This window comes from Streptomyces sp. NPDC050704 (assembly GCF_040654355.1).
Taxonomy (GTDB): Bacteria; Actinomycetota; Actinomycetes; order Streptomycetales; family Streptomycetaceae; genus Streptomyces.
On record NZ_JBFAHW010000088.1, the window covers coordinates 17,605 to 44,309 of the forward strand.

Annotated in this window: 24 protein-coding genes, 2 pseudogenes and 1 riboswitch; of the genes and pseudogenes, 5 read left to right on the top strand and 21 right to left on the bottom strand. The window is 69.4% G+C overall.

Translation table 11 applies throughout. The annotated features are described in order from the left end of the window. Nucleotides 1-31: 31 nt before the first annotated feature. The 3 genes from AB0I18_RS37075 to AB0I18_RS37085 all read left to right on the top strand — a co-directional run bounded on the left by AB0I18_RS37075 (nucleotide 32) and on the right by AB0I18_RS37085 (nucleotide 2,514). Nucleotides 32-751, top strand: coding sequence for an alpha/beta fold hydrolase (locus AB0I18_RS37075; RefSeq protein WP_363110098.1), 720 nt, complete (start codon nucleotides 32-34; stop codon nucleotides 749-751). Nucleotides 752-836: 85 nt separating this feature from the next. Next, complete coding sequence (locus AB0I18_RS37080) at nucleotides 837-1,103, top strand: phosphopantetheine-binding protein (RefSeq protein ID WP_363110099.1); 267 nt, start codon at nucleotides 837-839, stop codon at nucleotides 1,101-1,103. 64 nt (nucleotides 1,104-1,167) lie between these two features. Further along, complete coding sequence (locus AB0I18_RS37085) at nucleotides 1,168-2,514, top strand: NAD(P)/FAD-dependent oxidoreductase (RefSeq protein ID WP_363110100.1); 1,347 nt, start codon at nucleotides 1,168-1,170, stop codon at nucleotides 2,512-2,514. A 38-nt stretch (nucleotides 2,515-2,552) separates the two neighbouring features. On the opposite strand, the gene AB0I18_RS37090 is transcribed toward AB0I18_RS37085, so the two are convergent. The 7 genes and pseudogenes from AB0I18_RS37090 to AB0I18_RS37120 all read right to left on the bottom strand — a co-directional run bounded on the left by AB0I18_RS37090 (nucleotide 2,553) and on the right by AB0I18_RS37120 (nucleotide 9,052). Then, entirely contained in the window at nucleotides 2,553-4,118 is a 1,566-nt protein-coding gene (locus AB0I18_RS37090) for an acyl-CoA carboxylase subunit beta (RefSeq protein WP_363110101.1), read from the bottom strand. Between the two features lie 79 nt (nucleotides 4,119-4,197). Next, nucleotides 4,198-4,803 (bottom strand): response regulator transcription factor, encoded by a 606-nt coding sequence (locus tag AB0I18_RS37095; protein ID WP_363110102.1) that lies wholly within the window; start codon nucleotides 4,801-4,803, stop codon nucleotides 4,198-4,200. 275 nt (nucleotides 4,804-5,078) lie between these two features. Then, nucleotides 5,079-5,616: pseudogene (locus AB0I18_RS37100) on the bottom strand (ISAzo13 family transposase); the annotation flags it as partial. 21 nt (nucleotides 5,617-5,637) lie between these two features. Next, nucleotides 5,638-5,816: pseudogene (locus tag AB0I18_RS37105) on the bottom strand (ISKra4 family transposase); the annotation flags it as partial. Nucleotides 5,817-6,225: 409 nt separating this feature from the next. Then, nucleotides 6,226-7,155 carry an ABC transporter ATP-binding protein gene (locus tag AB0I18_RS37110; protein ID WP_363110103.1) on the bottom strand — a complete coding sequence of 310 codons (930 nt, stop codon included), beginning with the start codon at nucleotides 7,153-7,155 and terminating at the stop codon, nucleotides 6,226-6,228. Beyond that, a complete protein-coding gene (locus tag AB0I18_RS37115) occupies nucleotides 7,152-8,012 on the bottom strand; it encodes an ABC transporter ATP-binding protein (RefSeq protein ID WP_363110104.1) in 861 nt (286 codons plus the stop codon). Before AB0I18_RS37115 ends, AB0I18_RS37110 begins: the two co-directional genes overlap by 4 nt. Further along, nucleotides 8,009-9,052 (bottom strand): ABC transporter permease, encoded by a 1,044-nt coding sequence (locus AB0I18_RS37120; protein ID WP_363110105.1) that lies wholly within the window; start codon nucleotides 9,050-9,052, stop codon nucleotides 8,009-8,011. Before AB0I18_RS37120 ends, AB0I18_RS37115 begins: the two co-directional genes overlap by 4 nt. A gap of 159 nt (nucleotides 9,053-9,211) precedes the next feature. Between AB0I18_RS37120 and AB0I18_RS37125 the strand changes: the two genes are divergently transcribed. Continuing rightward, nucleotides 9,212-10,018 carry a TetR family transcriptional regulator gene (locus AB0I18_RS37125; RefSeq protein WP_363110106.1) on the top strand — a complete coding sequence of 269 codons (807 nt, stop codon included), beginning with the start codon at nucleotides 9,212-9,214 and terminating at the stop codon, nucleotides 10,016-10,018. A 243-nt stretch (nucleotides 10,019-10,261) separates the two neighbouring features. On the opposite strand, the gene AB0I18_RS37130 is transcribed toward AB0I18_RS37125, so the two are convergent. The 4 genes from AB0I18_RS37130 to gcvP all read right to left on the bottom strand — a co-directional run bounded on the left by AB0I18_RS37130 (nucleotide 10,262) and on the right by gcvP (nucleotide 15,640). Continuing rightward, the gene (locus AB0I18_RS37130; protein ID WP_363110107.1) at nucleotides 10,262-10,519 is read right to left on the bottom strand and encodes a DUF6059 family protein; all 258 of its coding nucleotides are present in this window, start codon (nucleotides 10,517-10,519) and stop codon (nucleotides 10,262-10,264) included. A gap of 220 nt (nucleotides 10,520-10,739) precedes the next feature. Then, nucleotides 10,740-11,579: an AfsR/SARP family transcriptional regulator gene (locus tag AB0I18_RS37135; protein WP_363110108.1), complete on the bottom strand. Its 840-nt coding sequence runs from the start codon at nucleotides 11,577-11,579 to the stop codon at nucleotides 10,740-10,742. Nucleotides 11,580-11,588: 9 nt separating this feature from the next. After that, nucleotides 11,589-12,410, bottom strand: coding sequence for an AfsR/SARP family transcriptional regulator (locus tag AB0I18_RS37140; RefSeq protein ID WP_363110109.1), 822 nt, complete (start codon nucleotides 12,408-12,410; stop codon nucleotides 11,589-11,591). 344 nt (nucleotides 12,411-12,754) lie between these two features. Continuing rightward, nucleotides 12,755-15,640 (bottom strand): aminomethyl-transferring glycine dehydrogenase, encoded by a 2,886-nt coding sequence (gene gcvP / locus AB0I18_RS37145; RefSeq protein WP_363110110.1) that lies wholly within the window; start codon nucleotides 15,638-15,640, stop codon nucleotides 12,755-12,757. A gap of 186 nt (nucleotides 15,641-15,826) precedes the next feature. Then, nucleotides 15,827-15,923, bottom strand: a riboswitch (glycine riboswitch). A 104-nt stretch (nucleotides 15,924-16,027) separates the two neighbouring features. Between gcvP and AB0I18_RS37150 the strand changes: the two genes are divergently transcribed. Beyond that, complete coding sequence (locus AB0I18_RS37150) at nucleotides 16,028-16,399, top strand: PRC-barrel domain-containing protein (RefSeq protein WP_363110111.1); 372 nt, start codon at nucleotides 16,028-16,030, stop codon at nucleotides 16,397-16,399. A gap of 42 nt (nucleotides 16,400-16,441) precedes the next feature. On the opposite strand, the gene AB0I18_RS37155 is transcribed toward AB0I18_RS37150, so the two are convergent. The 10 genes from AB0I18_RS37155 to AB0I18_RS37200 form a co-directional block, all read right to left on the bottom strand. Continuing rightward, nucleotides 16,442-17,785, bottom strand: coding sequence for a DNA polymerase IV (locus tag AB0I18_RS37155; protein ID WP_363110112.1), 1,344 nt, complete (start codon nucleotides 17,783-17,785; stop codon nucleotides 16,442-16,444). A gap of 128 nt (nucleotides 17,786-17,913) precedes the next feature. Continuing rightward, nucleotides 17,914-18,546: a MerR family transcriptional regulator gene (locus AB0I18_RS37160; RefSeq protein WP_363110113.1), complete on the bottom strand. Its 633-nt coding sequence runs from the start codon at nucleotides 18,544-18,546 to the stop codon at nucleotides 17,914-17,916. Between the two features lie 191 nt (nucleotides 18,547-18,737). Next, on the bottom strand, nucleotides 18,738-19,211 hold the full coding sequence (locus tag AB0I18_RS37165; RefSeq protein ID WP_006123076.1) for a bifunctional nuclease family protein: 474 nt from the start codon (nucleotides 19,209-19,211) through the stop codon (nucleotides 18,738-18,740). Between the two features lie 86 nt (nucleotides 19,212-19,297). Then, a complete protein-coding gene (locus AB0I18_RS37170) occupies nucleotides 19,298-20,032 on the bottom strand; it encodes a MerR family transcriptional regulator (protein WP_363110114.1) in 735 nt (244 codons plus the stop codon). 42 nt (nucleotides 20,033-20,074) lie between these two features. Then, on the bottom strand, nucleotides 20,075-21,046 hold the full coding sequence (locus AB0I18_RS37175; RefSeq protein ID WP_363110115.1) for an FHA domain-containing protein: 972 nt from the start codon (nucleotides 21,044-21,046) through the stop codon (nucleotides 20,075-20,077). Between the two features lie 61 nt (nucleotides 21,047-21,107). After that, nucleotides 21,108-21,944 (bottom strand): DUF881 domain-containing protein, encoded by an 837-nt coding sequence (locus tag AB0I18_RS37180; protein WP_363110116.1) that lies wholly within the window; start codon nucleotides 21,942-21,944, stop codon nucleotides 21,108-21,110. A gap of 5 nt (nucleotides 21,945-21,949) precedes the next feature. Next, the gene (locus AB0I18_RS37185) at nucleotides 21,950-22,282 is read right to left on the bottom strand and encodes a small basic family protein (protein WP_003988855.1); all 333 of its coding nucleotides are present in this window, start codon (nucleotides 22,280-22,282) and stop codon (nucleotides 21,950-21,952) included. Continuing rightward, nucleotides 22,279-23,181 carry a DUF881 domain-containing protein gene (locus AB0I18_RS37190; protein ID WP_363110117.1) on the bottom strand — a complete coding sequence of 301 codons (903 nt, stop codon included), beginning with the start codon at nucleotides 23,179-23,181 and terminating at the stop codon, nucleotides 22,279-22,281. The genes AB0I18_RS37185 and AB0I18_RS37190 overlap by 4 nt, the downstream gene beginning before the upstream one ends. Before the next feature lie 92 nt (nucleotides 23,182-23,273). Beyond that, the gene (locus AB0I18_RS37195) at nucleotides 23,274-25,769 is read right to left on the bottom strand and encodes a mannose-1-phosphate guanyltransferase (RefSeq protein ID WP_363110118.1); all 2,496 of its coding nucleotides are present in this window, start codon (nucleotides 25,767-25,769) and stop codon (nucleotides 23,274-23,276) included. 116 nt (nucleotides 25,770-25,885) lie between these two features. Continuing rightward, the gene (locus AB0I18_RS37200) at nucleotides 25,886-26,494 is read right to left on the bottom strand and encodes a CDP-alcohol phosphatidyltransferase family protein (RefSeq protein WP_363110119.1); all 609 of its coding nucleotides are present in this window, start codon (nucleotides 26,492-26,494) and stop codon (nucleotides 25,886-25,888) included. Nucleotides 26,495-26,705: the final 211 nt, after the last annotated feature.

Consider the following 26,705-nt stretch of genomic DNA (forward strand, 5'->3'; position numbering starts at 1 on the left):
CCGCGCTCATGACTGACTCAAGGGAGACGCCTTGACCTCACTCACGCTGTACTGCCTGCCCCACGCCGGCGGCAGCCCCGTTCCCTTCGTCCGCCGGCTGGCGGGCGTGCTCACCGCCGTGCGGTTGGTGCCGCTCGACCTCCCGGGCCACGGCGGCCGGATGCGCGAGCCGCTCGCCACGGAGCTGGAGCCCCTCGTGGCGGACCTGGTACGCACGATCGACGCCGACGGCGAGGGCCCGTACGCCCTCTTCGGCCACAGCCTCGGCGCCCTGCTCGCGTACGAACTCGCCCACCGCCTGCGGCGCCCGCCGGCCGCGCTGCTGGTCGCCGGGCGCAACGGCCCCGGTGAGCCGCTGGCCCACCGGCCCATCCACCACCTGCCCGACGACGCCTTCATCGCAGGCCTGCGCCGCTTCGGCGGCGTCCCCGACGAGCTGCTGAACGAGCCGGACCTGCTGCAGTTGTTCATGCCCGCGCTCCGCGCCGACCTGCGCATCGCGGAGACCTACGAGCGTCCCGCGTATCCCCGGCTCGATGTGCCGGTGGCCGCTTTCGCCGGGCGCAGGGACCCGCTGACCGACCCGGCGGGCATGCTCGCCTGGGAGCGGGAGAGCTCGGCTCTCTTCGAGCTCGCGCTGGTGCCGGGCGGCCACTTCTTCCTCGACCGTGACGACTTCCAGGGCGCCCTCGCCGCCCGGCTGACCGGGCCGTCCGCCCTCGGCCGGGCGGCGGCACTGACCCGATCTTGAGTCGGACTTCAGCGCCTCCTCCCACCATGGCGACTGTGCGCGGCCCGGTGCCGCATGCCGCACAGACCGATCGGGGAGGATGCCCATGCCCAACCGCGACGACGTCAGCCGGCTGATCGGCGCGTACATCAGCGAGCAGTTTCTCGACGGGGACGAGGACTCGGGACTCAAGCCCGACAGCCCGCTGCTGGAGTGGGGGGTGCTCAACTCCATGAACACCTCGCTGCTGCTCGCCTATATCAGGAACGAGCTGGGGGTGACGGTCCCTTCCACCTCCATCACCGGACGACACTTCCGGGATCTGAACTCCATCACAGACATGGTCTACGGACTGTCCCGGGAACGTGCATGAGCCCGTCCGGCCGGTAAGCGCCGGGCGGGCCACGGAATCGAAGCGACCAGTAGTGGAGTGTGCCGTGGAGGCAGAATTCGACATCGGAATCATCGGGGGCGGACCGGCCGGCTCGACGGCTGCCTCCTATCTGGCCAAATCCGGCCTTTCTGTGGCCGTCTTCGAAGCGCAGACGTTCCCCCGCGAGCATGTGGGGGAATCACTGGTACCGGCCACCACCCCGGTACTCCTGGAAATCGGGGCGATGCAGAAGATCGAGGCGGCGGACTTCCCGAAGAAATTCGGAGCGGCCTGGACCTCGGCGGAGAACCGCGACATCGACCACTGGGGTTTTCGCGGTCTCACGCACGACTTCCGGGCCGCGGAGATCATGTTCAACGAGCGCGACCAGGACGGCGTAGACCGCGACCACACGTACCACGTCGACCGGGGCAAGTTCGACCAGATCCTGCTGCAGCACGCGGAGAGCCTGGGGGCCAAGGTGTTCCAGGGCGTCCGGATCGCCGGGGTCGACTTCTCGGACGAGGACATGCCCGTCATGGACGCGCGGCTCGGCAGCAGGCGGGTCGACATCCCGGTGCGCATGGTCGTGGACGCCAGCGGCCGGCAGACCAGGCTCGGCAGCCAGCTGAAGTTCAAGGTGCCCGACCCGGTGTTCAACCAGTACGCGGTGCACACCTGGTTCGACGGCCTCGACCGCAAGGCCCTGGCCGTCAACAAGGACCAGGCCGACTACATCTTCATCCACTTCCTGCCGGTCACCGACACCTGGGTCTGGCAGATCCCGATCACCGACACGGTCACCTCGGTCGGCGTCGTCAGTCAGAAGAGCCGGTTCCAGAAGTACGGCGGCGACCGCGAGAAGTTCTTCTGGGACACCGTGGCCAGCCGTCCCGAGCTGCTCGACGTGCTCAAGAACTGCGATCAGGTACGCCCGCTGAAGACCGAGGGCGACTACAGCTACGGGATGAAACAGATCTGCGGCGACGGCTTCGTCCTCATCGGCGACGCCGCCCGGTTCGTCGACCCCATCTTCTCCAGCGGCGTCAGTGTCGCGCTCAACAGCGCCCGGATCGCCTGCACGGACATCGTGGCCGCGGCCCGGGCCGGTGACTTCAAGCGCGCCCGCTTCGCGACGTACGAGACGACCCTGCGCCGTGGGGTGCGCAACTGGTACGAGTTCATCTCGATCTACTACCGGCTGAACATCCTGTTCACGGCGTTCGTCCAGGACGAGCGGTACCGTCTGGACGTGCTGAAGATGCTCCAGGGCGACGTGTACGACGAGGACGAACCCAGGGCCCTGGCGGCGATGCGCGACATCGTGCGGGCGGTCGAGAACGACCCCGAGCACCTGTGGCGTCCGTATCTGGGAAGCCTGAGCATCCCTTCCGGCGCGCCGACCTTCTGATCGATCCGCGACTCGACGCACGGCATCCCGCGCACCGTTCACTGGGGCGGGTTGCCGTGCTTGCGTATGGGCAGGTCCGCGTGCTTGGCGCGGAGCATGGCCAGCGACCTGATCAGGACGTGGCGGGTTTCGGCGGGGTCGATGACGTCGTCGACAAGGCCCCGCTCGGCCGCGTAGTAGGGGTGCATCAGCTCGGACTCGTACTGCTTGACCAGCTCGGCGCGCTTGGCCTCGGGGTCCGCCGCCGCGGCGATGGCGCTCCGGAAGATGACGCCCGCGGCACCTTCGGCGCCCATCACCGCTATCTCGTTGGTGGGCCAGGCATAGGTCAGGTCGGCGCCGATGGACTGGCTGTCCATGACGATGTACGCGCCGCCGTACGCCTTGCGCAGCACGACCGAGATCCGCGGGACGGTGGCGTTGCAGTAGGCGTAGAGCAGTTTCGCGCCGTGCCGGATGATTCCGCCGTGCTCCTGGCCGACGCCGGGCAGGAAGCCGGGCACGTCGAGCAGGGTGACGAGCGGGATGTTGAAGGCGTCGCAGAACTGCACGAACCGTGCGCCCTTGTCGGCGGCCTCGATGTCCAGCACGCCGGCGAGCGCCTGCGGCTGGCTCGCGACGATGCCGACGACCTGGCCGTCCATCCTGGTCAGCGCGCAGATGAGGTTCGTCGCCCAGCGCTCGTGCACCTCGAAGTACTCGCCGTCGTCGACGATCTCCTCGATGACCTTGCGCATGTCGTACGACCGGTTGCCGTTCGCGGGCACCAGGTCGAGCAGCACGTCCCCGCTGCGGTCCACGGGGTCCTCGGCCGCCACGGCCGGGGGGTTCTCGCGGTTGTTCTGCGGCAGCAGGGACAACAGGTAGCGGACCTCCTCCAGGCAGGTCACCTCGTCGTCGTAGGCGAAGTGGCACACCCCGGAGGTCTCCGCGTGCACGTCCGCGCCGCCCAGCCCGTTCTGCGTGATCTCCTCGCCGGTCACCGCCTTGACCACGTCAGGCCCTGTGATGAACATCTGCGAGGTGTCGCGGACCATGAACACGAAGTCCGTCAGGGCGGGGCTGTAGGCCGCGCCGCCCGCGCACGGGCCGAGCATCACCGAGATCTGCGGGATGACGCCGCTCGCCCTGGTGTTGCGCCGGAAGATGCCGCCGTAGCCGGCCAGCGCCGAGACGCCCTCCTGGATACGCGCGCCCGCGCCGTCGTTGAGCGACACCAGCGGGGCGCCGGCGGCGATCGCCTTGTCCATCACCTTGTGGATCTTGTCGGCGTGGGCTTCGCCCAGCGCGCCGCCGAAGATCCGGAAGTCGTGTGCGTAGACGAAGACGGTACGGCCGTGGACCGTCCCCCAGCCGGTGATGACGCCGTCGGTGTAGGGCTTCCTGGCCTCCAGGCCGAAGCCGGTGGCCCGGTGCCGCCGCAGCGGCTCGAGCTCGTTGAAGGAACCCTCGTCGAGCAGCAGCTCGATGCGCTCGCGAACGGTCAGCTTGCCCTTGGCCCGCTGGGCCTCGGTCGCCCGTTCGCTCGGTCCCGCGTACGCCTGCGCGCGGATACGGCGCAGCTCGGCTGCCGCGAGGTGCGCGGGCTGCTCGCCTGTGGACATGACCTCTCATGCTCCTGAACCGTTGGGCACGAGAGCACACTGCCCGCTCCGGCTCTATGGCCGCTCAAGGGGCGAGAAGTCAGAGCCAGCCGGACTCGCCCGCGATCCGTATGGCGTCGACGCGGGTACGGGCCCGGAGTCTGGCCACGGCGGCACTCAGGTGGTTCCGGACGGTGCCGGGGGACAGCGAGAGCTGTGCGGCGATCTCCAGCACGTCGCACCCGTGGGCGATGAGCCGCAGTACCTCGGCCTGGCGTCGGGTCAGCGGGCTCTGCGTGGACTGCCAGGCGGAGAGCAGGAGGTCGTAGTCGACGACGGTCTCGCCCGCCGCCACTTTCCTGATCGCGTTGGCCAGTTGGCCCGGCTCGGCATCCTCGAGAAGCAGCCCGCCGACGGGGAGCGCGAAGGCTTGGTGGAGAGACCCGGTCCGGTCCCGGCCGACGAGTATCAGGGTGCGGCACTGGGGCATTTGAGTACGCAGCGCCTGTGCGGCGGTAAGTCCGTCCACGCCCAGCAGGTTGATTCCGATGACGGCGACGTCGGGTCGGGTGTCCTGGGCAATGGCCGGAAGCGAATCCCCCGCCTCCGTTTCCGCCACCACAGCGATATCGGGCTCGAAGGCGAGCAACGCCGCCAGGCCACCCCGCAGCATGTTGGCACGGACGGCTAATAGGACACGAATCACGGGTGCGTTACCTCCGCCTGGACGGTGAGGAATTCTACTTTGCAGGACTCCCGCCACCGTCGGCACAGCTCCAGTGGCCGTTCCGTGACAACTATCCCTCATTCACATATCCGCTAACCGAGAGCTCACAGATCATTGACACGTCGTCCTGATTTCGTTGCTGGCGGGCGGGCGGCCAGGCTTGACGTCGCCGTCGAGTCCGGGGCGCTGGGACGGCAACTCCGAGGCGATGGACCGGACGATGACTTCACGGCTGGTCGCGGGCGTCCGCGTCAGTTCATGGTGATGTATAAAAATGGCCGATACTCGATTTCGTTCCACTTCGATGTGCCCGGCGGCAGGTGGCAAACGCTAATCGTCAGTCCTGTTTCGGCCGCGAGCCGGGCGAGTTCGAGCTTCCGGGCCCGGCTGCGGCAGCCGTTCGAGCTGCCCGTCGCCTGCGAGTAGGCGGCCCGCCCCTGGCCGGACCCCCAGCCGCGGAACGTCCACTGTGAACGCGGCGGTGTCGTGATCGGCGCCCACATTGGCCCAGCCGTTGTTCTTGAACTCGCCGACGAGTTCCTACTTCTTACTTCTTGGTGCCACGTTGTTCACCGGCCGGTGTCCCTGTGATCGCGGGCCTGCTCGGTAAGACAGCGGAACCCGGCGCCCCGGTCCGGATTCCGGCTGCCCTCGATGGTTCCTCCCACGGCAGGTCCGGGCCGGCACCCGCGTCGGCATGCGGGGCGACTTCACCGTCCACCGCGGCGACGGCATCGGATCACCGCGCTCGTCCGGCTCGACCGGCGCCGGCGGCGGCCCTGGATCGAGATCTACGCCCGCGTCCCGGGAACCCCAGTACCTGCGGTGCTGCGGGTCGCGGGCCGCTGCCTGGCCGAAGGCAGCGGTGATGACCTTCTCGGCGTTGTCCCCGACCGAGGCGGTACGCCATTTCGCCGGGCCTTGGGGCCCTTGCGCGGCGCGCGGCTGCCGGGCGGGGCGATGATGTCGTGCCCACGGCGCCACGGCGCGGGCCCGAGCCGGCGTCGCGGACGACCGCCAGGGGGCCGTCCTCTTGCGGCAGGCCTCCTCCCCGGCGGACAGACAGGTGCGGAACACGCTGGCCCCGCTCGGCCGCCTCGCCGCCCCGCCGCCCCGCCGCCCCGCCGCCCCGCCGCCCCGCAGGATCTCCGTCATCGTCTCCCGGGTGACCTCCAGACGGGACAGCACGGGACAGCACCGAGCGCGCGGTTCCCCGGCCTTCTCCCGCGTGGCACCCTCCCGCCGCTCACTCCCCTCCGGCCACGACACCATCGCCGCCACCCCCGGATTCCAGTCACCCGACCCAAGTCCTTGTCCATCCCCACACCGGCTCTGAGGGTCGGGTCACCCGCAAGGAGACGACGGACGCGCGCAAGAAGCCCGTCCTGACCGAGCGGGAACTCACCGCACGGAACCAGGCCGGGATCGCTCAGGTCCAACGTCTCCGGACAGGGGTTCGGCGGGAACGGCGTCCTGGTCGATGATGATCATCTTCTCTTCGAGGGTGGCCTGCACCTCGCGAACGTCGCCATCGATGCCCTCGCTCCGCAGCACGCCCCGAACCTGCTCGGGTGGCGCGTCGGCGATGCGGACGCGTCGGCCGGCGAGGGTGACGGGCAGGCCGGCGGCGTGGAGGGCGGTGAAGGCGCGCGACCACTCGGTGGAGACGACCTGGACGGCTGTGGTGCGGCCGATGATGTCGGCCTCGGTGCCGGCGGCGGCCTGGCGGCCGCGCGACATCAGCACCAGCCGGTCGCACTGCTGGGCCTCCTGCATGTAGTGGGTGGTCACCAGCACGCCGATGCCCTGCTCCGCCTGACGGTGGATCGTGTCCCACAGGCGGGCGCGGGACAGGGGATCGACGCCGGAGGTCGGCTCGTCGAGGATCAGCAGACCCGGCGCGTGGCCGAGCGCGGTGTCGAAGGCCAGCCGGCGCTGCGCACCGAGCCCGATGCCCCCGACGAGCCGGTCGCCGGTGCCCGGCCGCGGGGTGGTGGCACCGGCGTCGGAGCTGTCACCGAAGGCGCGGGCGGCGAAGGCCAGGTTCTCGTCCACGGTCAGATCGGTGTACAGGCCGAGGCCCTGTGGGACGTAGCCGAGTCGGGTACGGGTCTCGCGGGACGGTGGCTGCCCGAACAGCCGGACCACGCCGCCGGATGGGACGAGCAGCCCGAGCAGCATGCGGATCAGGGTGGTCTTGCCCGCGCCGTTGGCACCCAGCAGGCCGACGATCTCGCCTGCGCCGACGGTCATCGAGACGTCCTCGACGGCAGTGAAGCCGCCGAAGCGCCGGGTGACGGAGTCGGCTTCCGCGAGACGAACGTTGGTCATGACGCTCCCTTGTCCGGGATGGTCTGCCGCCGACCCGCTTCGACGCGGGCGTGGAGTGCCGCCGCGACCACGGCGTCCTCCATGTCAGCGGCGATCGGCTCGTCGCCCTCACGCGGAGGGCCGGGGGACCAGGCGTGGAAGATGCGCCCGCGGCGCCACGCCGACTCCGGGTCAGCGGGATCGTGGGTGGCGACGATCGTGCCGGGGACACCGTCGATGATCTCGTCCGGCGTACCGGACCGGAGGGCCCGGCCCTCGTCGAGCACCAGGACGGTGGCGCACCGCTCCGCCTCGTCCAGGTAGGTGGTCGCCATGGCGACCGCGGTGCCCGTCACGGCGGCCTGGGCGATCAGTCGCCACAGCTCGACCCGGCTGACCGGGTCGATGCCGGTGCTCGGCTCGTCCAGGATCAGCAGGCGTGGGCTGTGCAGCATGGCCAGCGAGAACGCCAGCTTGTGCCGCATGCCTCCGGACAGCATCCCCGCCTGCCGGCCCAGCACGTCGTCCAGTCCCGCGGAGCCCAGAACCTCGTCTCGGCGGCGGTGCAGTTCCTTGCCGGTGATGCGGTAGGCGGCGGCAACGAACTGGACGTTCTCGGCCACGGTCAGCTCGGACCACACCCCGGTGACGGCGGGCACGAACCCGATCTCATGCTGCGGTGGCGCGCTGACCTCCCCCGAGGTGGGCCGGACCGCCCCGGCCAGGCAGCGCAGCAGTGTCGACTTCCCGGCGCCGTCCCCGCCGACCACGGCGGAGACCTGCCCTTCCGGGACCTCCAGCGTCACGTCCCGGAGCGCGAGGTTGCCCCCGTACGCGACGGTGACCTCCCGCGCCCCCCAGTGCCGGCCGTTCCTCATCGCGCACCCCCGGCCTCGACGGAGGTGTCCGCGCCCTTGGCCGCCGGACGACTGGGCGCGAGGTCGCGCCGGAACCGCAGGACAGCGGAGCAGAACACCAGCGCCGCCATGCCCGCGAGTACGGTGAGCGGCAGCCACAGCGACGCGATGGGGGCGCCGCGCAGCATGATCCCGTTGGAGATCTGGATGAAGTACGTCAGCGGCAGCAGATAGCCGATCCAGCGCACCCCGACCGCCATCGATTCCAGCGGGAAGATCATCCCGGACAGCAGGATCTGCGGCAGCATCACCATCATGGCCATCTGGGTCGCCTGGCCCTGGTTCTGCGACACCGTCGAGACCAGCACGCCTATGCCGAGCACCGTGAACAGGAACAGCGCCGCGCCCAGCGCGAAGAGGACCACCGAGCCCTCGAACGGCACGCCGAACAGCAGGCAGCCGACCACCGTGACCACGACCATGTCCAGGGAGGCCAGCGCGAAGTACGGCGCGATCTTCCCGGCGATCACATCGGAGGGACGGAACGGCATCACCGCGAGCTGCTCCAGCGTGCCCGCCTGACGCTCGCGCACCAGTCCGATACTCGTGATGATGGTGCCGATGAACATCAGGATCAGGCCGACCAGCGCCGGGACCATCACCCACGAAGTCTCCAGGTCCGGGTTGTAGAGGACCTCCGCGTCTATGTCCCCGCCGCGCTGGGCCAGCTCCGCCACCGCGGCCTTGGCCACGAACAGCTGTGAGCCGTCCACCAGCGCCCTGGACCCGCCGTCCCCGGCGATCACCACGACGTCGGCCTCACCGTCCCGCAGTTGCTCGCGGGCTCCCGCCTCGTCACCCTGCGGGTCGACCTCCGCCACGTCGAACGGATCGCGGAGCTCGCCCGCGACCTGCTGCGCCTGAGGACCGACCACTCGCGTGGAAACGGTGTCGACGTTGAAACTGGCCGCGTACCCGAACACCACCAGCAGCACCAGCGGAAGCACGATGATCATCGCCACCGTACGCCGGTCCCGCCGAAGCTCGAGAAACTCCTTCACGATCATCGCCCACATTTCGGACTCTCCGTTTCTGCGGAGGACCTGCCCGCCGGCGCCAGAGACCGGTGACGGCCCGGAGACGATATCGGTAAATGATCAGGTGATGAAATAAGGATAGACTACCCATCTAGTCTGGTTCAACAGCTCTGAGAGAAGGCCATGGAAGTCCCACACGAACTGGTGCAGGCGGCGATACGGACCGCACACGAGCGGGGCATGGGCGTCGCCGACCTGCCGATCGCCGAGATCGCCGCAGCGGCCGGAATCTCGCGGAGCACGCTGTTGCGCCGGCTGGGGGGCACCAGGCGGACGCTCGACGAGGCGGTCCGCTCCGCGGGCGTCGACCCCGGCGGGCGGCCGCCCGTGCGGGACCGCGCCGTCGTCGCCGCGGCGACGCTCATCGGCGAGCACGGCCTCGCCGCGGCGACCCTGGAGGCGGTCGCCGCGGCGGCTGAGTGCTCCCTGCCCAGCCTGCACGCCGTCTTCGACGGCCGCGACGGCCTGCTCGCCGCCGTCTTCGAGCGCTACACGCCGGTGGCCGACCTGGAGGCCGTGCTCGCCGACACCCCCGACAACCCCGAGGAGACCGTCCGGCTGATCTACCGCACCTTCGTCGACGGGTTCAGCCGGGAGCCGCAGGTCTTCCCCGCCGTGCTCGCCGACGCGCTCGCCCGGCCCACGGGACCCGGCCGCGACCTCTGGATGCGCAAGGGGCTGCCGCGTCTGGTGGGCAGCGTCGGAGCCTGGCTGACCGCCGAGGTCGCCGCCGGCCGGTTCAAGCCGCTCCCGCTGCCGATCATGGCTCATCTGCTCATGGCGCCCCTCGGGACGCACCTGCTGGTGCGCCCCGCACTGGCGTCCTTTTTCGGGCCGGCGCTGCCGAGCGTCGACGAGGCCGTGGACTCCTTCGCACAGGCGTTTCTGGCGGCGGTCACCGCGGACGGCGTGCACAGCGATGCCCTGTGAGAGCCAGGCACACGAGTGAATTCCGCCGTACGGCAGGTCCGTACGGCTGCCGGGCGGCGCATACGGGAACCGCCCCGCGCACCGCGGTGACCGCACGGGGAGAGCCCGGGAGAACAGGAGCGGGAGGACGACGCTTCCCGGCCGGGCGCGGTGCCGGTCCAGCACGCGCGATGGCGGCGAGCCGATTGTCGAGCTGGATCCGGCCGCGCCCGGGACACGGCCCGGTCCTTCCGCCCGCCGGCGTCAGCGCCGCCGGCGGCGGGCGGGGCCGGAGAGCTGGTCCCACAGCTCCCGCTCCGGGCCCGACAGCGGCACGTCCGGCACCACCCGCTCCGGGTGGCCCGGCGGCGGCCCGGAGAGCGGGGTGCCGGGTGTGCCGGGGTACAGCAGCCTCGCGTACTCGCTGTTGTACAGGCCGTGGAAGCAGCAGCCGGTGACCAACAGGCCGCGCACGACGTCGGTCAGCAGGCCGCGGAGCAACCTGCGCAGCGTATGCGGCATGGTGTCCCCTTCACGAGCGAACGGTGGCCGGTGCCACGGTGCCGGGACTCAGCTGTCGAAGTGCGGCACGAGGCCCTCGGTCGGCGTCAGGCCCGCCACCGGGGACCATCTACGGCGGGGTGAGGTGTCTGTGGGAATCCGCGGACGGGTTCAGCTCGTTCATGTCGATTCCCTTCGGGGAGCGCCCCTGCCGAGGCAGTGGCGGAATCGGTGGGGAGGTTCAGCCGGCCCGGAGCACGCACAGTTCACCTCGCAGCCATTCGGTCATCTCGGTGCCGATGTCGAGCCCGTGTGCTCCGGTGAGGAGAGCCTGTTGGAGCTCGCGCACCGGGGCGGAGGGTTCCAGCAGCAGTTCCCGCCGCAACTGGGTACGCAGCCGTTGGTAGGTCTCCAGGGCGGCGCTGCGGCGTCCGACCCGGCCCAGCGCCAGCATGTACTGGAACTGGAACACCTCGTTCGTGGGGTAGCGGACCGAGAGGGCGGCGAGTTCGCCGATGATCTCGTGGTGCCTGCCGAGCCGCAGGTCCGCGTCGATCCGCTTGGACAGGCAGCTCAGTCGGGACTCCTCCAGGCGCTGCACCTGGGCCTGCAGCAGCGGCCCGGTGTCGACGTCGACGAGCGCCGGGCCGCGCCACAGCGCGAGCGCCTGACGGAACTGCTCGGATGCCGCCGCGTAGTCGCCGGTGCCCATCGACCGATACCCGCCGGCGGCCAGCAGGTCGTACTCGCGGGCATCGACCGCGGCCTTGCGGGCGTTGAGGCGGTAGCCGGCGCCCTCGGTCGACAGAATCTGCTTGGCGACGGCGAGGGCCTCCGCGTGGGTGCCGAGCAGCGCGGTGGCGATCAGGCTGCGCAACTGCATGATGTAGGTCTGGATGGTGGTCATGGCGCGGGCCGGCGGGTGCTCGCCCCACAGCTCCTCCAGCAGCGACCCGACCGAGATGACCTGGTCGGCGTTGGTCGCCAGCAGCGCGAGCACCTTGCGCGACTTGGGCGCCGTGGGCACTGCCGAGGCCTGCCCGTAGGTCAGGCAGAACGGGCCGAGTAGGTGGATCTCCATGGGATGCCGTCACCCCTTCGCCGCGAGAGCGGGCTCGCCCAGGGCCGGTATCCGTTCCCCGGGCGGACGGCTCGCACGGCACAGGGTCCCGATCAACCGGGTGAGCGTCGCGCTCGGTTCAAGGCCCAACTCCTCGAGGAAGGCCGCACGCAGCCGACCGAACACGCCGAGGGCCTCCTCCCTGCGCCCCAGCCGGTACAGCGCGATCACCCGTTGGGCGTGCAGGTGCTCGTGGAGCGAGTGGCGTGCGGTGAGCTCTTCCAGCTCGTCCAGGACCTCCGCGTTCCTGCCGAGGCGGAGTTCGGCGGAGATGCGCTGCACCACTGTGGCCAGCCGCTCTTCCTCCAGCCTCGCTATCTCGGCCCGCAGTATCGGGCCGTGGCGCATACCCGCGAGCATCGGCCCTCGCCACAGGGCGCTGGCACTCCGGAGCGTCCGGACGGCCATCGCGTCGTCGGTGCCGAGCGCCTGATGCCCGCGGGCCAGCAGCGTGCGAAAGACGTGCACATCGACGAAACGCGGTTCGAGGAGCAGCTGGTAGCCGCCGCGCATAGCGGCGATGACGTTCCCGTGCTCGCCCGCCGGCTGCTCGCGGGCGGCCGGCTGCAGGCTGCTGCGGAGCTCCAACAGGTAGTTGTGAAGCATGGTGGACGCGCTGCGCGGCGGTCGGTCGCCCCAGACTTCCTCCATCAGGTCCGGGGTGGCGACGAACCGATTGGTGTGCAGCGCAAGCAGCGCCAGAATTTGACGGGGCTTGTCACCCTTGGGGACCGACGCGGCGCCATCGGCGCACACCGTCATGTCCCCGAGCATCTTGATCTGGATCTTCATTGTTTTTCTCCCCCGCTTGCTGCAAGATCCCAACATGGCGCAAGCTCGATGAGAGCCGCCATCGCGAGCCTTCCACGCCCACGACCCCAGAGGCAGGGGCGTGCGGGGCAAGGGGAGGAATCCACAGGGGCCGCTGTGACGAATCCACAGCCGGTTCCCTTCCTGCTCAGCGGCAACACCAGTGTCCGGGCTCCTCATCCGCACAGGCCGGCTCTTCTGCCCGTCCCACCGGTCCCGGAGCACCTCGGCGTCGCCGCTGCCGTCGCACGTCTGGATCGTGGGGCCAGGCACTGGCCCCACGATTACGGAAGTGATCGGCAAGCCAATTCGCCCCCGATGCCCGCCTACTCCTCGTAGGCGTCCAGCGGCGGGCAGGAGCAGACCAGGTTCCGGTCGCCGTACGCCTGGTCGATACGCCGCACCGGCGGCCAGTACTTGTCCGCGGCCGAGACGCCGTCCGGGAAGACGGCTTCCTCGCGGCTGTACGCGTGCTCCCACGCACCGCCGAGCGCGCCCGCGGTGTGCGGGGCGTTCCGCAGCGGGTTGTCGTCCGCCGCCCACTCGCCCGAGCCGACCCGCTCGATCTCCGCACGGATGGCGATCATCGCCTCGCAGAACCGGTCGAGCTCGACCAGGTCCTCGCTCTCCGTGGGCTCGATCATCAGTGTGCCGGCCACCGGGAACGACATCGTCGGCGCGTGGAACCCGTAGTCGATCAGCCGCTTCGCGACGTCGTCGACGCTCACGCCGGTCGCCTTGGTCAGCGGCCGCAGGTCGATGATGCACTCGTGCGCGACAAGCCCGCCGGGACCGGTGTAGAGCACCGGGTAGTGCGGCTCGAGACGCTTGGCCACGTAGTTGGCGCTGAGTACGGCGACCTGCGTGGCCCGCTTGAGGCCCGCACCGCCCATGAGACGGACGTACGCCCATGAGATGGGCAGGATTCCCGCCGAGCCCCACGGAGCGGCCGAGATCGGGCCCACGCCCGTCTCCGGCCCGGCCGCGGGCTGCAGCGGGTGGTTGGGCAGGTACGGCGCGAGGTGCGCGCGCACCCCGACCGGGCCGACGCCGGGACCGCCGCCGCCGTGCGGGATGCAGAACGTCTTGTGCAGGTTGAGGTGCGAGACGTCACCGCCGAAGTGGCCCGGCTTGGCAAGCCCCACAAGCGCGTTGAGGTTGGCACCGTCCACGTACACCTGGCCGCCCGCGTCGTGCACCTGCGCGCAGATGTCGGCGACATGCTCCTCGAACACCCCGTGCGTCGAGGGGTACGTGATCATCAGCACCGCGAGCTCGTCGGCGTGCTGCTCGATCTTGGCCCGCAGATCCTCGACGTCGATCTCGCCGTCGTCCGCGGTCTTCACGACGACGACCTTCATACCGGCCATGACGGCGCTCGCCGCGTTCGTGCCGTGCGCGGAGGACGGGATGAGGCAGACGGTGCGCTGCTCGTCGCCGTTGGCCCGGTGGTAGCCGCGTACGGCCAGCAGACCGGCCAGTTCGCCCTGCGATCCGGCGTTGGGCTGCAGCGACACCTTGTCGTAGCCCGTGACCTCGGCGAGCTGCTCCTCCAGCTCGTGGATGAGCGTGAGATAGCCCTGCGCCTGCTCGGCGGGCGCGAAGGGGTGCAGCTGCCCGAACTCCGGCCAGGTGACCGGCTCCATCTCGGTGGTCCCGTTGAGCTTCATGGTGCAGGAGCCCAGCGGGATCATGCCGCGGTCGAGCGCGTAGTCACGGTCGGCGAGGCGGCGCAGATAGCGCAGCATCGCGGTCTCGGAGCGGTACTGGTGGAAGACCGGGTGCGTGAGGTACTCGTCGGTGCGCAGCAGCGCGGCGGGCAGCGTGTCCGCCGCCGTCGCCTCCAGCGCGGCCACGTCGCCCTCGACACCGAAAGCGGCCCAGACGGCGCCCAGTTGGGCCCGCGTGGTGGTCTCGTCGCAGGCCAGGGACAGGTGGTCGGCGTCGACGAGTCGGAGGTTGACCCCGCCCTCGCGCGCGGCCGCGACGAGCTCTGCGGCCCGGCCCGGCACCCACACGGTGAGCGTGTCGAAGTACGCCTCGTGGACGACCTCGACTCCGCCCGCCCGCAGCCCCTCGGCGAGGATCGTGGCGTACCGGTGGGTGCGCTGCGCGATGAGCCTGAGGCCCTGGGGCCCGTGGTAGACGGCGTACATCCCGGCCATCACGGCGAGCAGCACCTGCGCCGTGCAGATGTTGCTGGTCGCCTTCTCCCGGCGGATGTGCTGCTCCCGCGTCTGCAGGGCGAGCCGGTACGCCTTGTTGCCGTCCGCGTCGACCGAGACGCCGACGAGCCGCCCGGGCAGGCTCCGCGCGAACTTCTCCCGTACGGCCATGTATCCGGCGTGCGGTCCGCCGAAGCCCATCGGCACACCGAAGCGCTGCGTCGTTCCGACCGCGATGTCGGCGCCCAGCTCACCGGGCGAGGTGAGCAGCGTCAGCGCGAGCAGATCGGCGGCGACGGTGACGACCGCGCCCAGCTCGTGCGCCTGGTCGACGACGGGCTTGATGTCCCGTACGGCACCGGAGGCGCCCGGGTACTGGAGGAGCACCCCGTTGATTTCGCGCCCGGCCAGGTCGGCGGGAATGCCGTCGCTCAGGTCGGCCACGACGACCTCGGCGCCGGTCGGCTCGGCGCGGGTCCGGATCACGGCGATGGTCTGCGGAAGGGCGTCCGCGTCGACGAGGAACAGGCCCTTCTTGTTCTTGCCCATCCGCCGGGACAGCGCCACGGCTTCGGCGGCCGCCGTGCCCTCGTCGAGCAGCGAGGCCCCGGAGGTCGGCAGGCCCGTCAACTCGGCGACCATGGTCTGGAAGTTGAGCAGCGCTTCGAGCCGGCCCTGTGAGATCTCCGGCTGGTACGGCGTGTACGCGGTGTACCAGGCCGGGTTCTCCATGACGTTGCGCAGGATCACCGGGGGCGTGAACGTGCCGTAGTAGCCGAGGCCGATCATCGAATCGAGGACCTGGTTGCGGTCGGCGAGGGAGCGCAGCTCGGCCAGCACCTCGGCCTCGGTCCGCGCGTCCGGCAGTTCGAGCGCTTCGGTGTTCCTGATCACATCCGGGACCGCGATGGCCGTCAGCTCGTCGAGCGAGCCGTATCCGACCTGCGCGAGCATCTTGGCCCGGGCTTCGGTGCCGGGCCCGATGTGACGCTGCTCGAAGGGGATTCCCTGTTCGAGTACGGAGAGCGGAATGCGGTGGGCGGTCATTGCGGAGGCCTCCTGGTCTGACGACCTTCGAGGGGCACCACGGCACGGGTGCCCCGACGGCCTCCCCCTCTGTCATCTCAACCTGAGAGTTTCACCGGACCGCCGTGAAGGCGCACCGGCTTTCACCGTCGGTGAGAGCGGACCCCGTCGACACGACACGACACCCGCTCTGCTTTCCAGAGTGGCCTCGTCCGTGCGGTACGTGGGCCTGAGAGATTCCGGGGAGGATTTGCTCCTTCGGCGCCCTCCGTTGAAGCCTGGAGGACTCTCCCGCACGGGGTCAGCAGCCGTTGCCCAGGGTACCAGCGGGGTTCCCCCGAGTGGCCGCCCACCTCAAAGTGCTCTTTCGTAGTGCCTAGGGATGAGTTGCGAGCAGCTGGAGGGCCCGTGCAGACCGACATCGATCCGCGCAACCTGATAGGCCGCAGGGCGTTCGACCGCAACGGCTCCAAGATCGGCACCGTCGACGAGGTCTATCTCGACGACGCGACCGGCGTGCCGGAGTGGGCAGCCATACGCACCGGTCTGTTCAGCAGAGACGCCTTCGTACCCCTGGAGCCCAGCGAACTGGTCGAGGGCGCCCTGCGGATCCCCTACGACCGCGCCCTGATCAGGGACGCCCCCGACTTCGGCGTCGGCCGCCACCTCTCCCCCGAACAGGAACTCCAGCTCTACCACCACTACGGCCTCGACGTGGCACCTCCTCCTCCGTTCCCGGACCGTGACTTCGGCCGCCTGGCGGGCTCGGACGAGCCCTGAACGCCTCGCGGCACCCGGCCCGAGCACCCGGTCCAGAGTCTTCTAGGGTCTTCGCGACACCAGCGGCAGCGGATCCGCCGGCTCCAGCTCGGGATCGTCGGTCCGGAAGGTGCGCACCCGCCCGGGCTCAGAGTCGGGCGTCTCGAACCGCACCGTGACCCGCCCCAGCCCACTGCCCTGCACCCACCCGTGCCCGAACCCGGCATGCCGTACGTCGTGCCCCGCGGGCCACTTCCGCTCGGCAGGCGGCGCCGGCTCCTCCGCCGGCTCCTCCGCCTCCTGCTCGGCCGCGTGCTCCAGCTCCTCCGCGGCGGCCTGCGCCTGGGCGAAGAGATCCTCCTGCGTGTAGTCGGCGAGCCCCGAGACCCCGACCCCCAACAGCCGTACGCCTCCCGTGGTGTCCACAGACTCCAGCAGCCGCCCGGCCGCCTCCCGCACCACCGCCTGATCGTCCGTGGGCCCTCTCAGCGTCTCGGACCGCGTCAGCGTCGAGAAGTCGTACCGCCGCACCTTCAGGACGATCGTCCGCCCCGACAGCCGCGCGCCCCGCAGCCGCTGCACACACCGGTCGGCCAGCCGCTGCACCTCCATCCGGACCCGCACCCGGTCGTGGATGTCCACGTCGTACGTGTCCTCGACGGACACCGACTTGGTGTCCCGCTCGGCCACCACGGGCCGCCGGTCGTGCGCCAACGCCATGGCGTACAGCCCCACCCCGTGGGACTTCCCCAGGAGCCGCACGAGCTCGTCCTCGCCCGCATCGGCGATCTCCCCGACGGTGCTGATCCCGGCCCGCCGCAGATGGTCCCCGGTGGCGGGCCCCACGCCCGGCAGGATGCGCACCGACATGGGCGCGAGCAGCGTCCGCTCGGTCCCCGGCTCTATCAGCACGAGCCCGTCGGGCTTGGCCTGCTCGGAGGCGATCTTCGCGAGCATCTTGGAGCCGGCCAGTCCCACCGACCCGGTCAGCCCCGTCACCGTCCGGATCTCCGTGCGCAGTTTCCCCCCGGCCAACCGCGCCGAGTCCTCGTCCCAGGCCGCCTGCCCGGCCTCCAGGTCCACGAACGCCTCGTCCAGGCTCAGCGGTTCCACCAGCGGCGACAGATCCCGCAGCAGGCCCATCACCTGCTCGCTGATCTCCCGGTAGAGCCCGAAGCGGGGCACGAGATACGCGGCGTTCGGCGCCAGCCGGCGTGCCTGCGCCATGGGCATCGCCGAGTGCACTCCGAAGACCCGGGCCTCGTACGAGCAGGTGGCGACCACGCCCCGCGGCCCGAGCCCGCCCACGATGACCGCCTTCCCGCGCAGGCTCGGCTTGGCCGCCTGCTCCGCCGAGGCGAAGAAGGCATCCATGTCGAGGTGCAGGATCGTGGGTGCGGTTCTCACATGTCCGATGCTGCCCTACGCCACTGACAATGCCCCGGTACGCCGGGACATCACCTGTCGGACCTCGTGACGCGGACCGCCTTCGGACCGCACGGTCGGGGCAACTCGGACCGCAGGGTCGGGCCGCCTCAGACCGCCCGGTTACGGCGCCGCGCCAGCTCGTCCGCCGGATTCGGACCGACCAGCGTCTCCCCGGTGTCGACCCGCTCCCCGTGCAGCTGCGAGAGCGCACTCTCCACGTCCCGCCACACCACGCCCACGGCGATCCCGAAGATGCCCTGCCCGCCCTGGAGGAGCGCGTGCACCTCGTCGGGCGAGGAGCACTCGTAGACCGTCGCCCCGTCGCTCATCAGCGTCATCCGCTCCAGGTCCCGGAACCCGCGCTCGCGCAGATGCTGGACCGTGGTCCGGATGTTCTGCAGCGACACGCCGGTGTCGAGGAACCTCTTGACGATCTTGAGGACGACGACGTCCCGGAAGCTGTAGAGCCGCTGTGTGCCCGACCCGCAGGCGGACCGCACGCTCGGTTCGACCAGCCCGGTCCTGGCCCAGTAGTCCAATTGCCGGTAGGTGATGCCCGCGGCGGCGCACGCCGTGGGGCCGCGATAACCGACCTCCTCGGACGCCACCTCGCCGTCGCCCGGCACCGCCGTCGGCCGCTGTGTGTGATCGGCCGCGCTGCTGTGAAGCGGGTACGGGCCGCTGTCCCCCAGACTGCGTCCGGGGGCACCCCCAGCCGTACCGTCGCCGCTGCTTCTCACGCCGACCTCCGTCCTTGACCTGCCTTCACGACCGTAGGCAGTCACCAGGGGTGCGTCAACGATCGCCACACTCGGCACGCCGAGTGATAATCACCCTAGGAGTGGTTTCCCGTGTCCCACCGCGGGGAAAGGCTAGCCGAATGCTCTCGGGGCGGCCGCCGCACGGCCTGTCGTCCGGCGCTCCCGGAGGGTCACTGGCTGTTCGTCCCGAAGTCCTCGGGAGAGATCTGGTCGAGGAACTCGCGGAACTTCTCCACCTCGTCCTCCTGCTCGTCCGGGATAGCGATGCCGGCGTCGTCCAGGACCCCGTCGCTGCCGTAGATCGGCGTCCCGGTGCGCAGTGCGAGCGCTATGGCGTCGGACGGCCGGGCGCTCACCTCGACCCCGCTGGCGAACACCAGCTCCGCGTAGAAGACGCCCTCCCGCAGGTCCGTGATGCGTACTTCGGTCAGCTCCTGGCCGACGGCCTCCAGCACGTCCTTGAACAGGTCGTGGGTCAGCGGTCGCGCGGGAGCCATGCCCTGCTGCGCGAAGGCGATCGCCGTCGCCTCCCCCGGCCCGATCCAGATGGGGAGGTAACGGTCGCCTCCCACTTCACGCAGGAGCACGATCGGTTGGTTGGAGGGCATTTCGACCCGGACACCTACGACGTCGAGCTCGTTCACACAGCAACCCTAGGCCGTGCCCGGCACCTTTGGGTAGTCGGGCACGGAACGCGCGGTCGATCCCGCCTCCCGAGCGACCCTCGATATCACGGCAGCCGCACCCCGAGCGCCGACTGCACCAGCGCCGCGTGCAGCTTCACGGCGAGCCCCGCCAGCTCCTTGGTCTGGGCCTCCGCGTGTGCCCTGGTCTGCGGATTGCGGTGGCGCCGCAGCGGAGCCACCACCTGGTCGACGAGCCCGGCCTCGCGGTCGGCGGCGGCCTTCACGGCACGCAGATGCCGCGGCTCGATCCCGAACCGGCCCAGTTCCACCACGAGCCCGGCCACGGTCACCGCCTCGGCGTCGTAGACCCCGTCGGCCAGGGGCGCGATGAGCCCGTACGACTCCCACTCCTCGAGCTCCTGCTCACCGATCTCGGCCGCGGCCAGCAACTCGGCCCGGCCGATCCGGGCCACCGTCGGCCCCTCGGGCTCACCGCCGGCCTCACCGTCACGCTGACGCCCCAGGGACGGCAGTTGCACCGCCTCACCGCGCTCCGTGGCGTCCAGGTGCTCGCGGATCACCTTCAGGGGCAGATAGTGGTCGCGCTGCATCCTCAGGACGTGGCCGAGACGCTCGACGTCGTCCGGGCTGAACTTCCGGTACCCCGACGGGGTCCGCTGCGGCTCGATGAGCCCCTCCGACTCCAGGAAACGGATCTTGGAGACGGTGACTTCGGGGAACTCGTCGCGCAGCACGTTCAGCACCGTGCCGATGCTCATGAGCCCGTTGTCCGTGGCGGCGGTGCCGTGTCCGGCACCGCCGCTCGGTGTTCGAAGCATGGACCTTCCTGAGGGTCCCCCCGGACGGAGTTCGGGGGAGGGTCAGATGCCCCGCTGGCTCGCGTAGAAGACCAGCCGGTACTTGCCGATCTGCACCTCGTCGCCGTTCGACAGCGCGACCGAGTCGATCCGCTCCCGGTTGACGTACGTGCCGTTGAGACTGCCGACGTCCGCCACCGTGAACGAACCGTCGGGGGCGCGGCGGAACTCCACATGGCGGCGCGACACGGTCACGTCGTCGAGGAAGATGTCGCTCTGCGGGTGGCGGCCGGCGGTGGTCAGTTCGCCGTCCAGCAGGAAGCGGCTGCCCGAGTTGGGCCCGCGCCGCACCACCAGGAGCGCCGAGCCGAGCGGCAGCGCGTCGACGGCGGCCTGCGCCTCCGGAGAGAGCATCGGCATCTGCGTCTGGCCGGTGGCCTCGGCGTCGTAGGCCTCGAGGCCCGAGATGGAGATCGTCGAGGTGGTCTCCGAAGGCCGCTCAGGAGTCGCCCCGGCCCGCAACGGCGCACCGCAGTTGGAGCAGAAGCGGCTCGCCTCCGCGTTGCGGTTCCCGCACCTCGTACACACCAGGGCCGACATGGACGGATCCTCCTGCCGCGGCTGCCCCGCGGGGGCATTGGACGCATACGGATCGGAGGCAAACCCTCCACCCGCACTTGAGGCTGACGGTTCCCCGAAACCTATGCGGCCGGACTGGGCAGGGTCAACAGACGGCTCGCCCTGACCACCGGAAATGTCTCCGCCAGGACCACCGACCTGATCGCGGAACAGCGGGCGGTCCCCCTGCCCCTCGCCATCTCCATGGCGCGGTGCGCGGTGACGGGCAGTAGCACTGTCGTTGCCCTCTCGCGCGCTCTTGCCGAACAACTTCGCAAACAACTTCACGGGCGATTCCCCTTGACCGAAATAGACCCGCCCGTGGGGCAGGACGAACCCTGATTGCACACACCGGTCGAGCCGGACATCATCACAACGTCCGTGTCCACCAGACAGTTTCCACCACGCACCGCCCATTCGGTGCGTCGACCCCCCGCAACCTCATGCCCTCGCGGGGCGGTCCCCAAGCGCCCCCCGTTCACTGGGAGGACGACCGAGCGTAGTCAGGCTGCCTCGCCGGTCGCAAGGCATCCACGATGATCTTGTCCGAGCGTTCCACCGTGACAGTGGCCTGCTCCTTCTCCAGAGTCTGCACCACACCGCCCGGGATGTTGAGTGCCGGTTCGAGGTCCTGGGGCTTGCCGATGACCTTGAAACGATAAGGAGCGGTGATCTTGTTCCCGTCGACACCGACTCCGCCGTTCACGTCCGTCAGATAGGTGCCGGCGACGACCCGCACACCATTGATCTGGATCGCCTCGGCCCCGGCCGCGCGCAGCTCCTGGATCGCGTCGAGCAGCATGTCCGCCTCGACCGTTCCCTTCGTGTCCTCGATGGCCAACGTGATGCCGGGCCCCTGTGCCGCCACGGTGCCCGCCAGAATCCCGAGCTGCTTCTCCTTCTCGACCGTCTGCTTGCGGGCTTCCTCGGCCTGGTCCGAACTGTTCTCGAGTTCGGTGCGCTGACCTTCGAGACCCCGCTTCTCCTCCTCCAGACGCTGCGTACGGTCATCCAGTTCATCGAGGATGCGTACGAGATCTTCCTGGCGTGCGCCACGGAGGGCGCCGTCGCCGTCGCTGTTGGACGCGACCTGGACGGCAAGGCCGAAGCCGAGACCGAACAGCAGAAGGGCGACGATGAGTTGCGCACGCGACATGCGTGGCGGCCACAGGCCCTTCACCAGCCGCTGGCGGCCGGTCAACTTGGGTTCACCCTGCTCCGGCTCGGCTGCCGGCGTCTTCGGGGCGGCCGCGGTCACCTCTTCGGGCAGCTCTTTGCGCAGTCGGTTCTCGGGCGACTCGTTCTGGCTGCTCATCGGCCTCACGCCCGGAAGACGTGACGACGGATCGCCGCGGCGTTGGAGAAGATACGGATGCCGAGGACGACCACGACACCCGTGGAGAGCTGGGCGCCCACGCCCAACTTGTCTCCCAGGAAGACGATCAGCGCGGCCACGACAACGTTGGACAGGAACGACACCACGAAGACCTTGTCGTCGAAGATGCCGTCGAGCATCGCGCGCAGACCTCCGAACACGGCGTCGAGCGCCGCCACCACGGCGATCGGAAGATAGGGCTCGACCACCGCCGGAACCTCGGGCCGGACCAACAATCCAGCCACGACTCCCACGACGAGGCCCAGTACGGCGATCACGATGTGCCTTTCTCTGTGCTCGGTTCTGCTGTTCGTACGATCACACTCGGTGCGGCGGGCAACCGGATGTCGTCCTCGGCGGAAATGCTGGTCCTGATCCCGAAGTTCTCGTGCAGAGCGTTCAGGTACCGCCCGTCACCGCTGTTCTGGAACCTGGTACTCAGCCGCTTGCCGTCCCCGACGGCAAGCACCGTGTAGGGCGGCACCAGCGGCTTGTTGTCGACCAGTATCGCGTCACCCGCCGCCCTGATCGCGGACAGTGCCGTCAGCCGCTGTCCGTTGATCGAGACGGCCTCGGCACCCGACTCCCACAGCCCGTTGACCACGCGCTGCAGGTCGCGGTCCCGCACACGTCCGGTGTCGGAGAAGCCCGACGTCTCGCGTGCGTCTCCGTCCCCGCCCTGGTCGGCTTCCTTGGCGTCGTTCACGACGAGCTTCACACCAGGGCCGTGCACTTCGACCGCTCCGGCCAGGATCCCCACCAGCTCGCCCTGATCACCACCGTGCTTCTTCAGCGCCTCACGCTGCCGCGCGCTCACGTCGTCGCGGAGCTCGTCGATGCTGTCCTCGAGCTTTTCGGCCGCCGACGTCTCACGGTCGATGCGGTCGATGAGTTCCTCGCGCTCCTTGGCCACCACCGGGGCCGCTATCCGCGCCTGCGCCGCTCCCACGGTCACCACCAGGGCCGCGAGCACCAGACCGGCCGCGAGTCCGAGCTTCGCCCGCAGCGTCTTCGGCATGCCGCCGGCGCCTTCGGCCTTCTTACGCGCCGCCGCCTCGGCATACCCCTCGTCGAGGCTGTGGTCCATGACGTTGGTGAGCAGCGACATGGAGGCATCCGGACGCGTGGGGCGCGTGGGGGTGCTCCGAACGGGGGGCTGCTGCGGCATGCCGCACATCGTCCCACGTCGCGGCCAGTACCTCTGAACGGCCCCACCGGCGTGCCGAACGGGCCCTCTTCAGGGCACCGTCCGGCACGCGCGCGTGCCGCTCAGCGACCGGCGCTGTCCACCACGGACGACCATTCGTCGAGCAATGCCTGCGCGGACGCGTCGTCGGGCCCTTCGGCCCACAGATGCGTGACCGCCTCCGCCGGAGCCGGCAGAACCATCACCCAGCGCCCGTCGGTCTCCACCACCCGTACGCCGTCGGTCGTGTCCACGAACCGGTCACCGGCCGCTTCGACGACGCGCCGCATCACAAGTCCCTTGACCGCCCAGGGAGTCGCGAGATCGCGCTTGAGGACGTGCGCCCGCGGAATCCGCGCATCGATCTGACTGAGCGTGAGCTGCGTCCGCGCCACCAGGCCGATGAGCCGCACAAAGGCCGCGCTCCCGTCGAAGACACTGCTGAACTCGGGAACGATGAAACCGCCGCGACCGTCGCCTCCGAAGATCGTCGACTCCTCGCGTCCGACCCTGGTCAGATCGTCCGGGGACGTGGTCGTCCAGTCGACCTGGGTTCCGTGGTACGCCGCCACCTGCTCGGCGATCCTCGTCGTCGTCACCGGCAACGCCACCCGCCCGCTGCGCCGTTCGGCGGCCACCAGGTCGAGCATGACGAGCAGTGCCCGGTCGTCCTCGACGATCCGGCCCTTCTCGTCGACGAGCGACAGCCGTTCGCCCACCGGGTCGAACCGCACCCCGAACGCGGCACGCGAAGACGCCACGATCTCCCCGAGCCGCACCAGCCCCGACCTGCGCGCGTCGGCGGTCTCCGTGGGCCTGGACTCGTCAAGCCCGGGATTGATGGTCAGCGCGTCGACACCGAGCTTGCCCAAAAGGCTGGGCAGCACCAGTCCGGCGCTCCCGTTCGAGGCGTCCACGACCACCTTCAGCCCGGACTCGGCAACACCCGTGGTGTCGACATTCCTGAGCAAGGAACCCGTGTACGAGTCGAAGACGCTGGCCGGGAAGTGCAGATCACCGATCTCTCCAGGGAACGCGCGCCGGTACTCCTGCCGCGCGAACACCCGGTCCAGCTTCCGCTGACTCCCCTGCGACAGATCCGCTCCGCGTCCGTCGAAGAACATGATGTCGACGGAGTCCGGCACCCCGGGCGTGGTCCGGATCATGATCCCGCCGGCACTGCCCCGCGCGGTCTGCTGCCGCGCCACCGGCAACGGCACGTTCTCCAGATCGCGTACGTCGATGGCGCTGGCCTGCAACGCGGAGATGACCGCACGCTTGAGCGCGCGGGCACCCCTTGAGTGGTCACGGGCCGTCGTGACGGTGGAGCCCTTCTTGAGGGTCGTCGCATAGGCCCCCGCGAGACGCACGGCGAGCTCGGGCGTGATCTCCACATTGAGGATCCCGGACACTCCGCGGGCTCCGAAGAGATGCGCCTGGCCCCGGGACTCCCAGATGACCGACGTGTTGACGAAGGCGCCGGCCTCAATGGTCTTGAAGGGATAGACCCGCACGTTGCCCTGCACGATCGATTCTTCGCCGACGAGGCACTCGTCCCCGATGACGGCGCCGTCCTCGATGCGCGCGGCCCGCATGATGTCCGTGTTCTTTCCGACGACGCAGCCACGCAGATTGCTGTGCTGGCCGATGTACACGTTGTCGTGCAGCACGGCCTTGTGCAGGAAGGCCCCCGTCTTCACGACGACGTTCGATCCCACCACGGTGTGCTCGCGGATTTCGACGTCGGCCTCGACCTTGGCGTAGTCCCCGATGTAGAGCGGGCCTCGCAGCACCGCGTCGGGATGCACTTCGGCACCTTCGGCAACCCACACCCCGGGCGAGATCTCAAAACCGTCGAGCTCGACGTCGACCTTGCCCTCCAGGACATCGGCCTGCGCCTTCACGTAGCTCTCATGGGTGCCGACGTCCTCCCAATAGCCCTCGGCGATATAGCCGTAGATCGGCTTGCCCTCCTTCATCAGCTGAGGGAAGACATCGCCGGACCAGTCGACGGAGACATCGGCCTCGACATAGTCGAAGACCTCGGGCTCCATGACGTAGATGCCCGTGTTCACGGTGTCCGAGAAGACCTGGCCCCAGGTCGGCTTCTCAAGAAAGCGCTCGACCTTGCCCTCTTCGTCCACGATGGTGATGCCGAATTCCAACGGATTCGGCACGCGAGTCAAACAGACAGTGACCAGCGCACCCTTTTCCTTGTGGAAATTGATCAGATCCGTGAGATCGAAGTCGGTCAGAGCATCACCGGAGATCACGAGGAAGGTGTCGTCCTTCAACGCCTCCTCGGCGTTTTTGACGCTACCGGCAGTACCGAGTGGCTTCTCCTCATTGGCATAGGTGAGCTCCATCCCGAGCTCTTCACCGTCACCGAAGTAGTTCTTGACCAGAGAGGCCAGGAACTGGACGGTTACGACGGTTTCGTTTAGCCCATGCCGCTTGAGCAGCCGTAGCACATGCTCCATGATCGGGCGATTGGCCACGGGCAGGAGCGGCTTGGGCATGCTTGAGGTCATGGGGCGAAGGCGTGTGCCTTCGCCTCCGGCCATCACGACGGCCTTCATGTCGGAAGCGTCCTCCTTGAAGAGACGACGGTCTAGCCGACTTCACCCGTCAGATTGTCCCGCACATTCTGCTTGCGGGCCATCAGAGGCCACTAACGGCCGCCCATTCGGCGAGCTCAATCGGCCGTGGTGTCCGCGCGGACAAGGCGGCGGACCTGAACCACGTAGAGGATCCCTGCCCACCAGTAGAGCGTTGTACCCCATCCTGCGAACGCCCATCCGAAAATAGCAGCGAGTGACGCAAGCCATCCACTTCCGTCACTGAGCAGCAGCAACGGGAAGGCGTACATCAGGTTGAACGTAGCAGCCTTCCCAAGGAAGTTCACCTGCGGTGGCGGATAGCCGTGCCGTCTGAGGATGCCCACCATCACCAGCAGAACCAGCTCACGTGCCAGCAGGACAGCTGTCAGCCAGAGCGGCAGAATCTCGCGCCAGGTGAGACCGACCAAGGTCGACAGAATGTAGAGCCGGTCGGCCGCGGGATCCAGTAGCCGGCCGAGGTTGCTGATCTGGTTCCAGCGGCGGGCGAGCTTGCCGTCCAGATAGTCGCTGATACCACTCAGCATGAGCACCAGGAGCGCCCAGCCGTCACTCTCGGGCCCACCGAACTCCGGCCTGAGGATCAGCCACAGGAACAGCGGCACGCCCGCGAGACGCGCCATGCTGAGGATGTTCGGGATGGTGAGGACCCGGTCTGTCTGGACGCGGGTCTCCTGGACCTCCACCCGGGCCTCCTGTGGGAACGTGCCAACGATGCCTCCTGACCTTACCCCCACGCATCCGCCCACAGCGCGGAGGGGTTCGAATAACCTCCCCATAAACGCAGAAAAACCCCGCACCATAAGGTGCGGGGTTCTCCCGTTATCAAAATTCGTTCGGCGGCGTCCTACTCTCCCACAGGGTCCCCCCTGCAGTACCATCGGCGCTGTAAGGCTT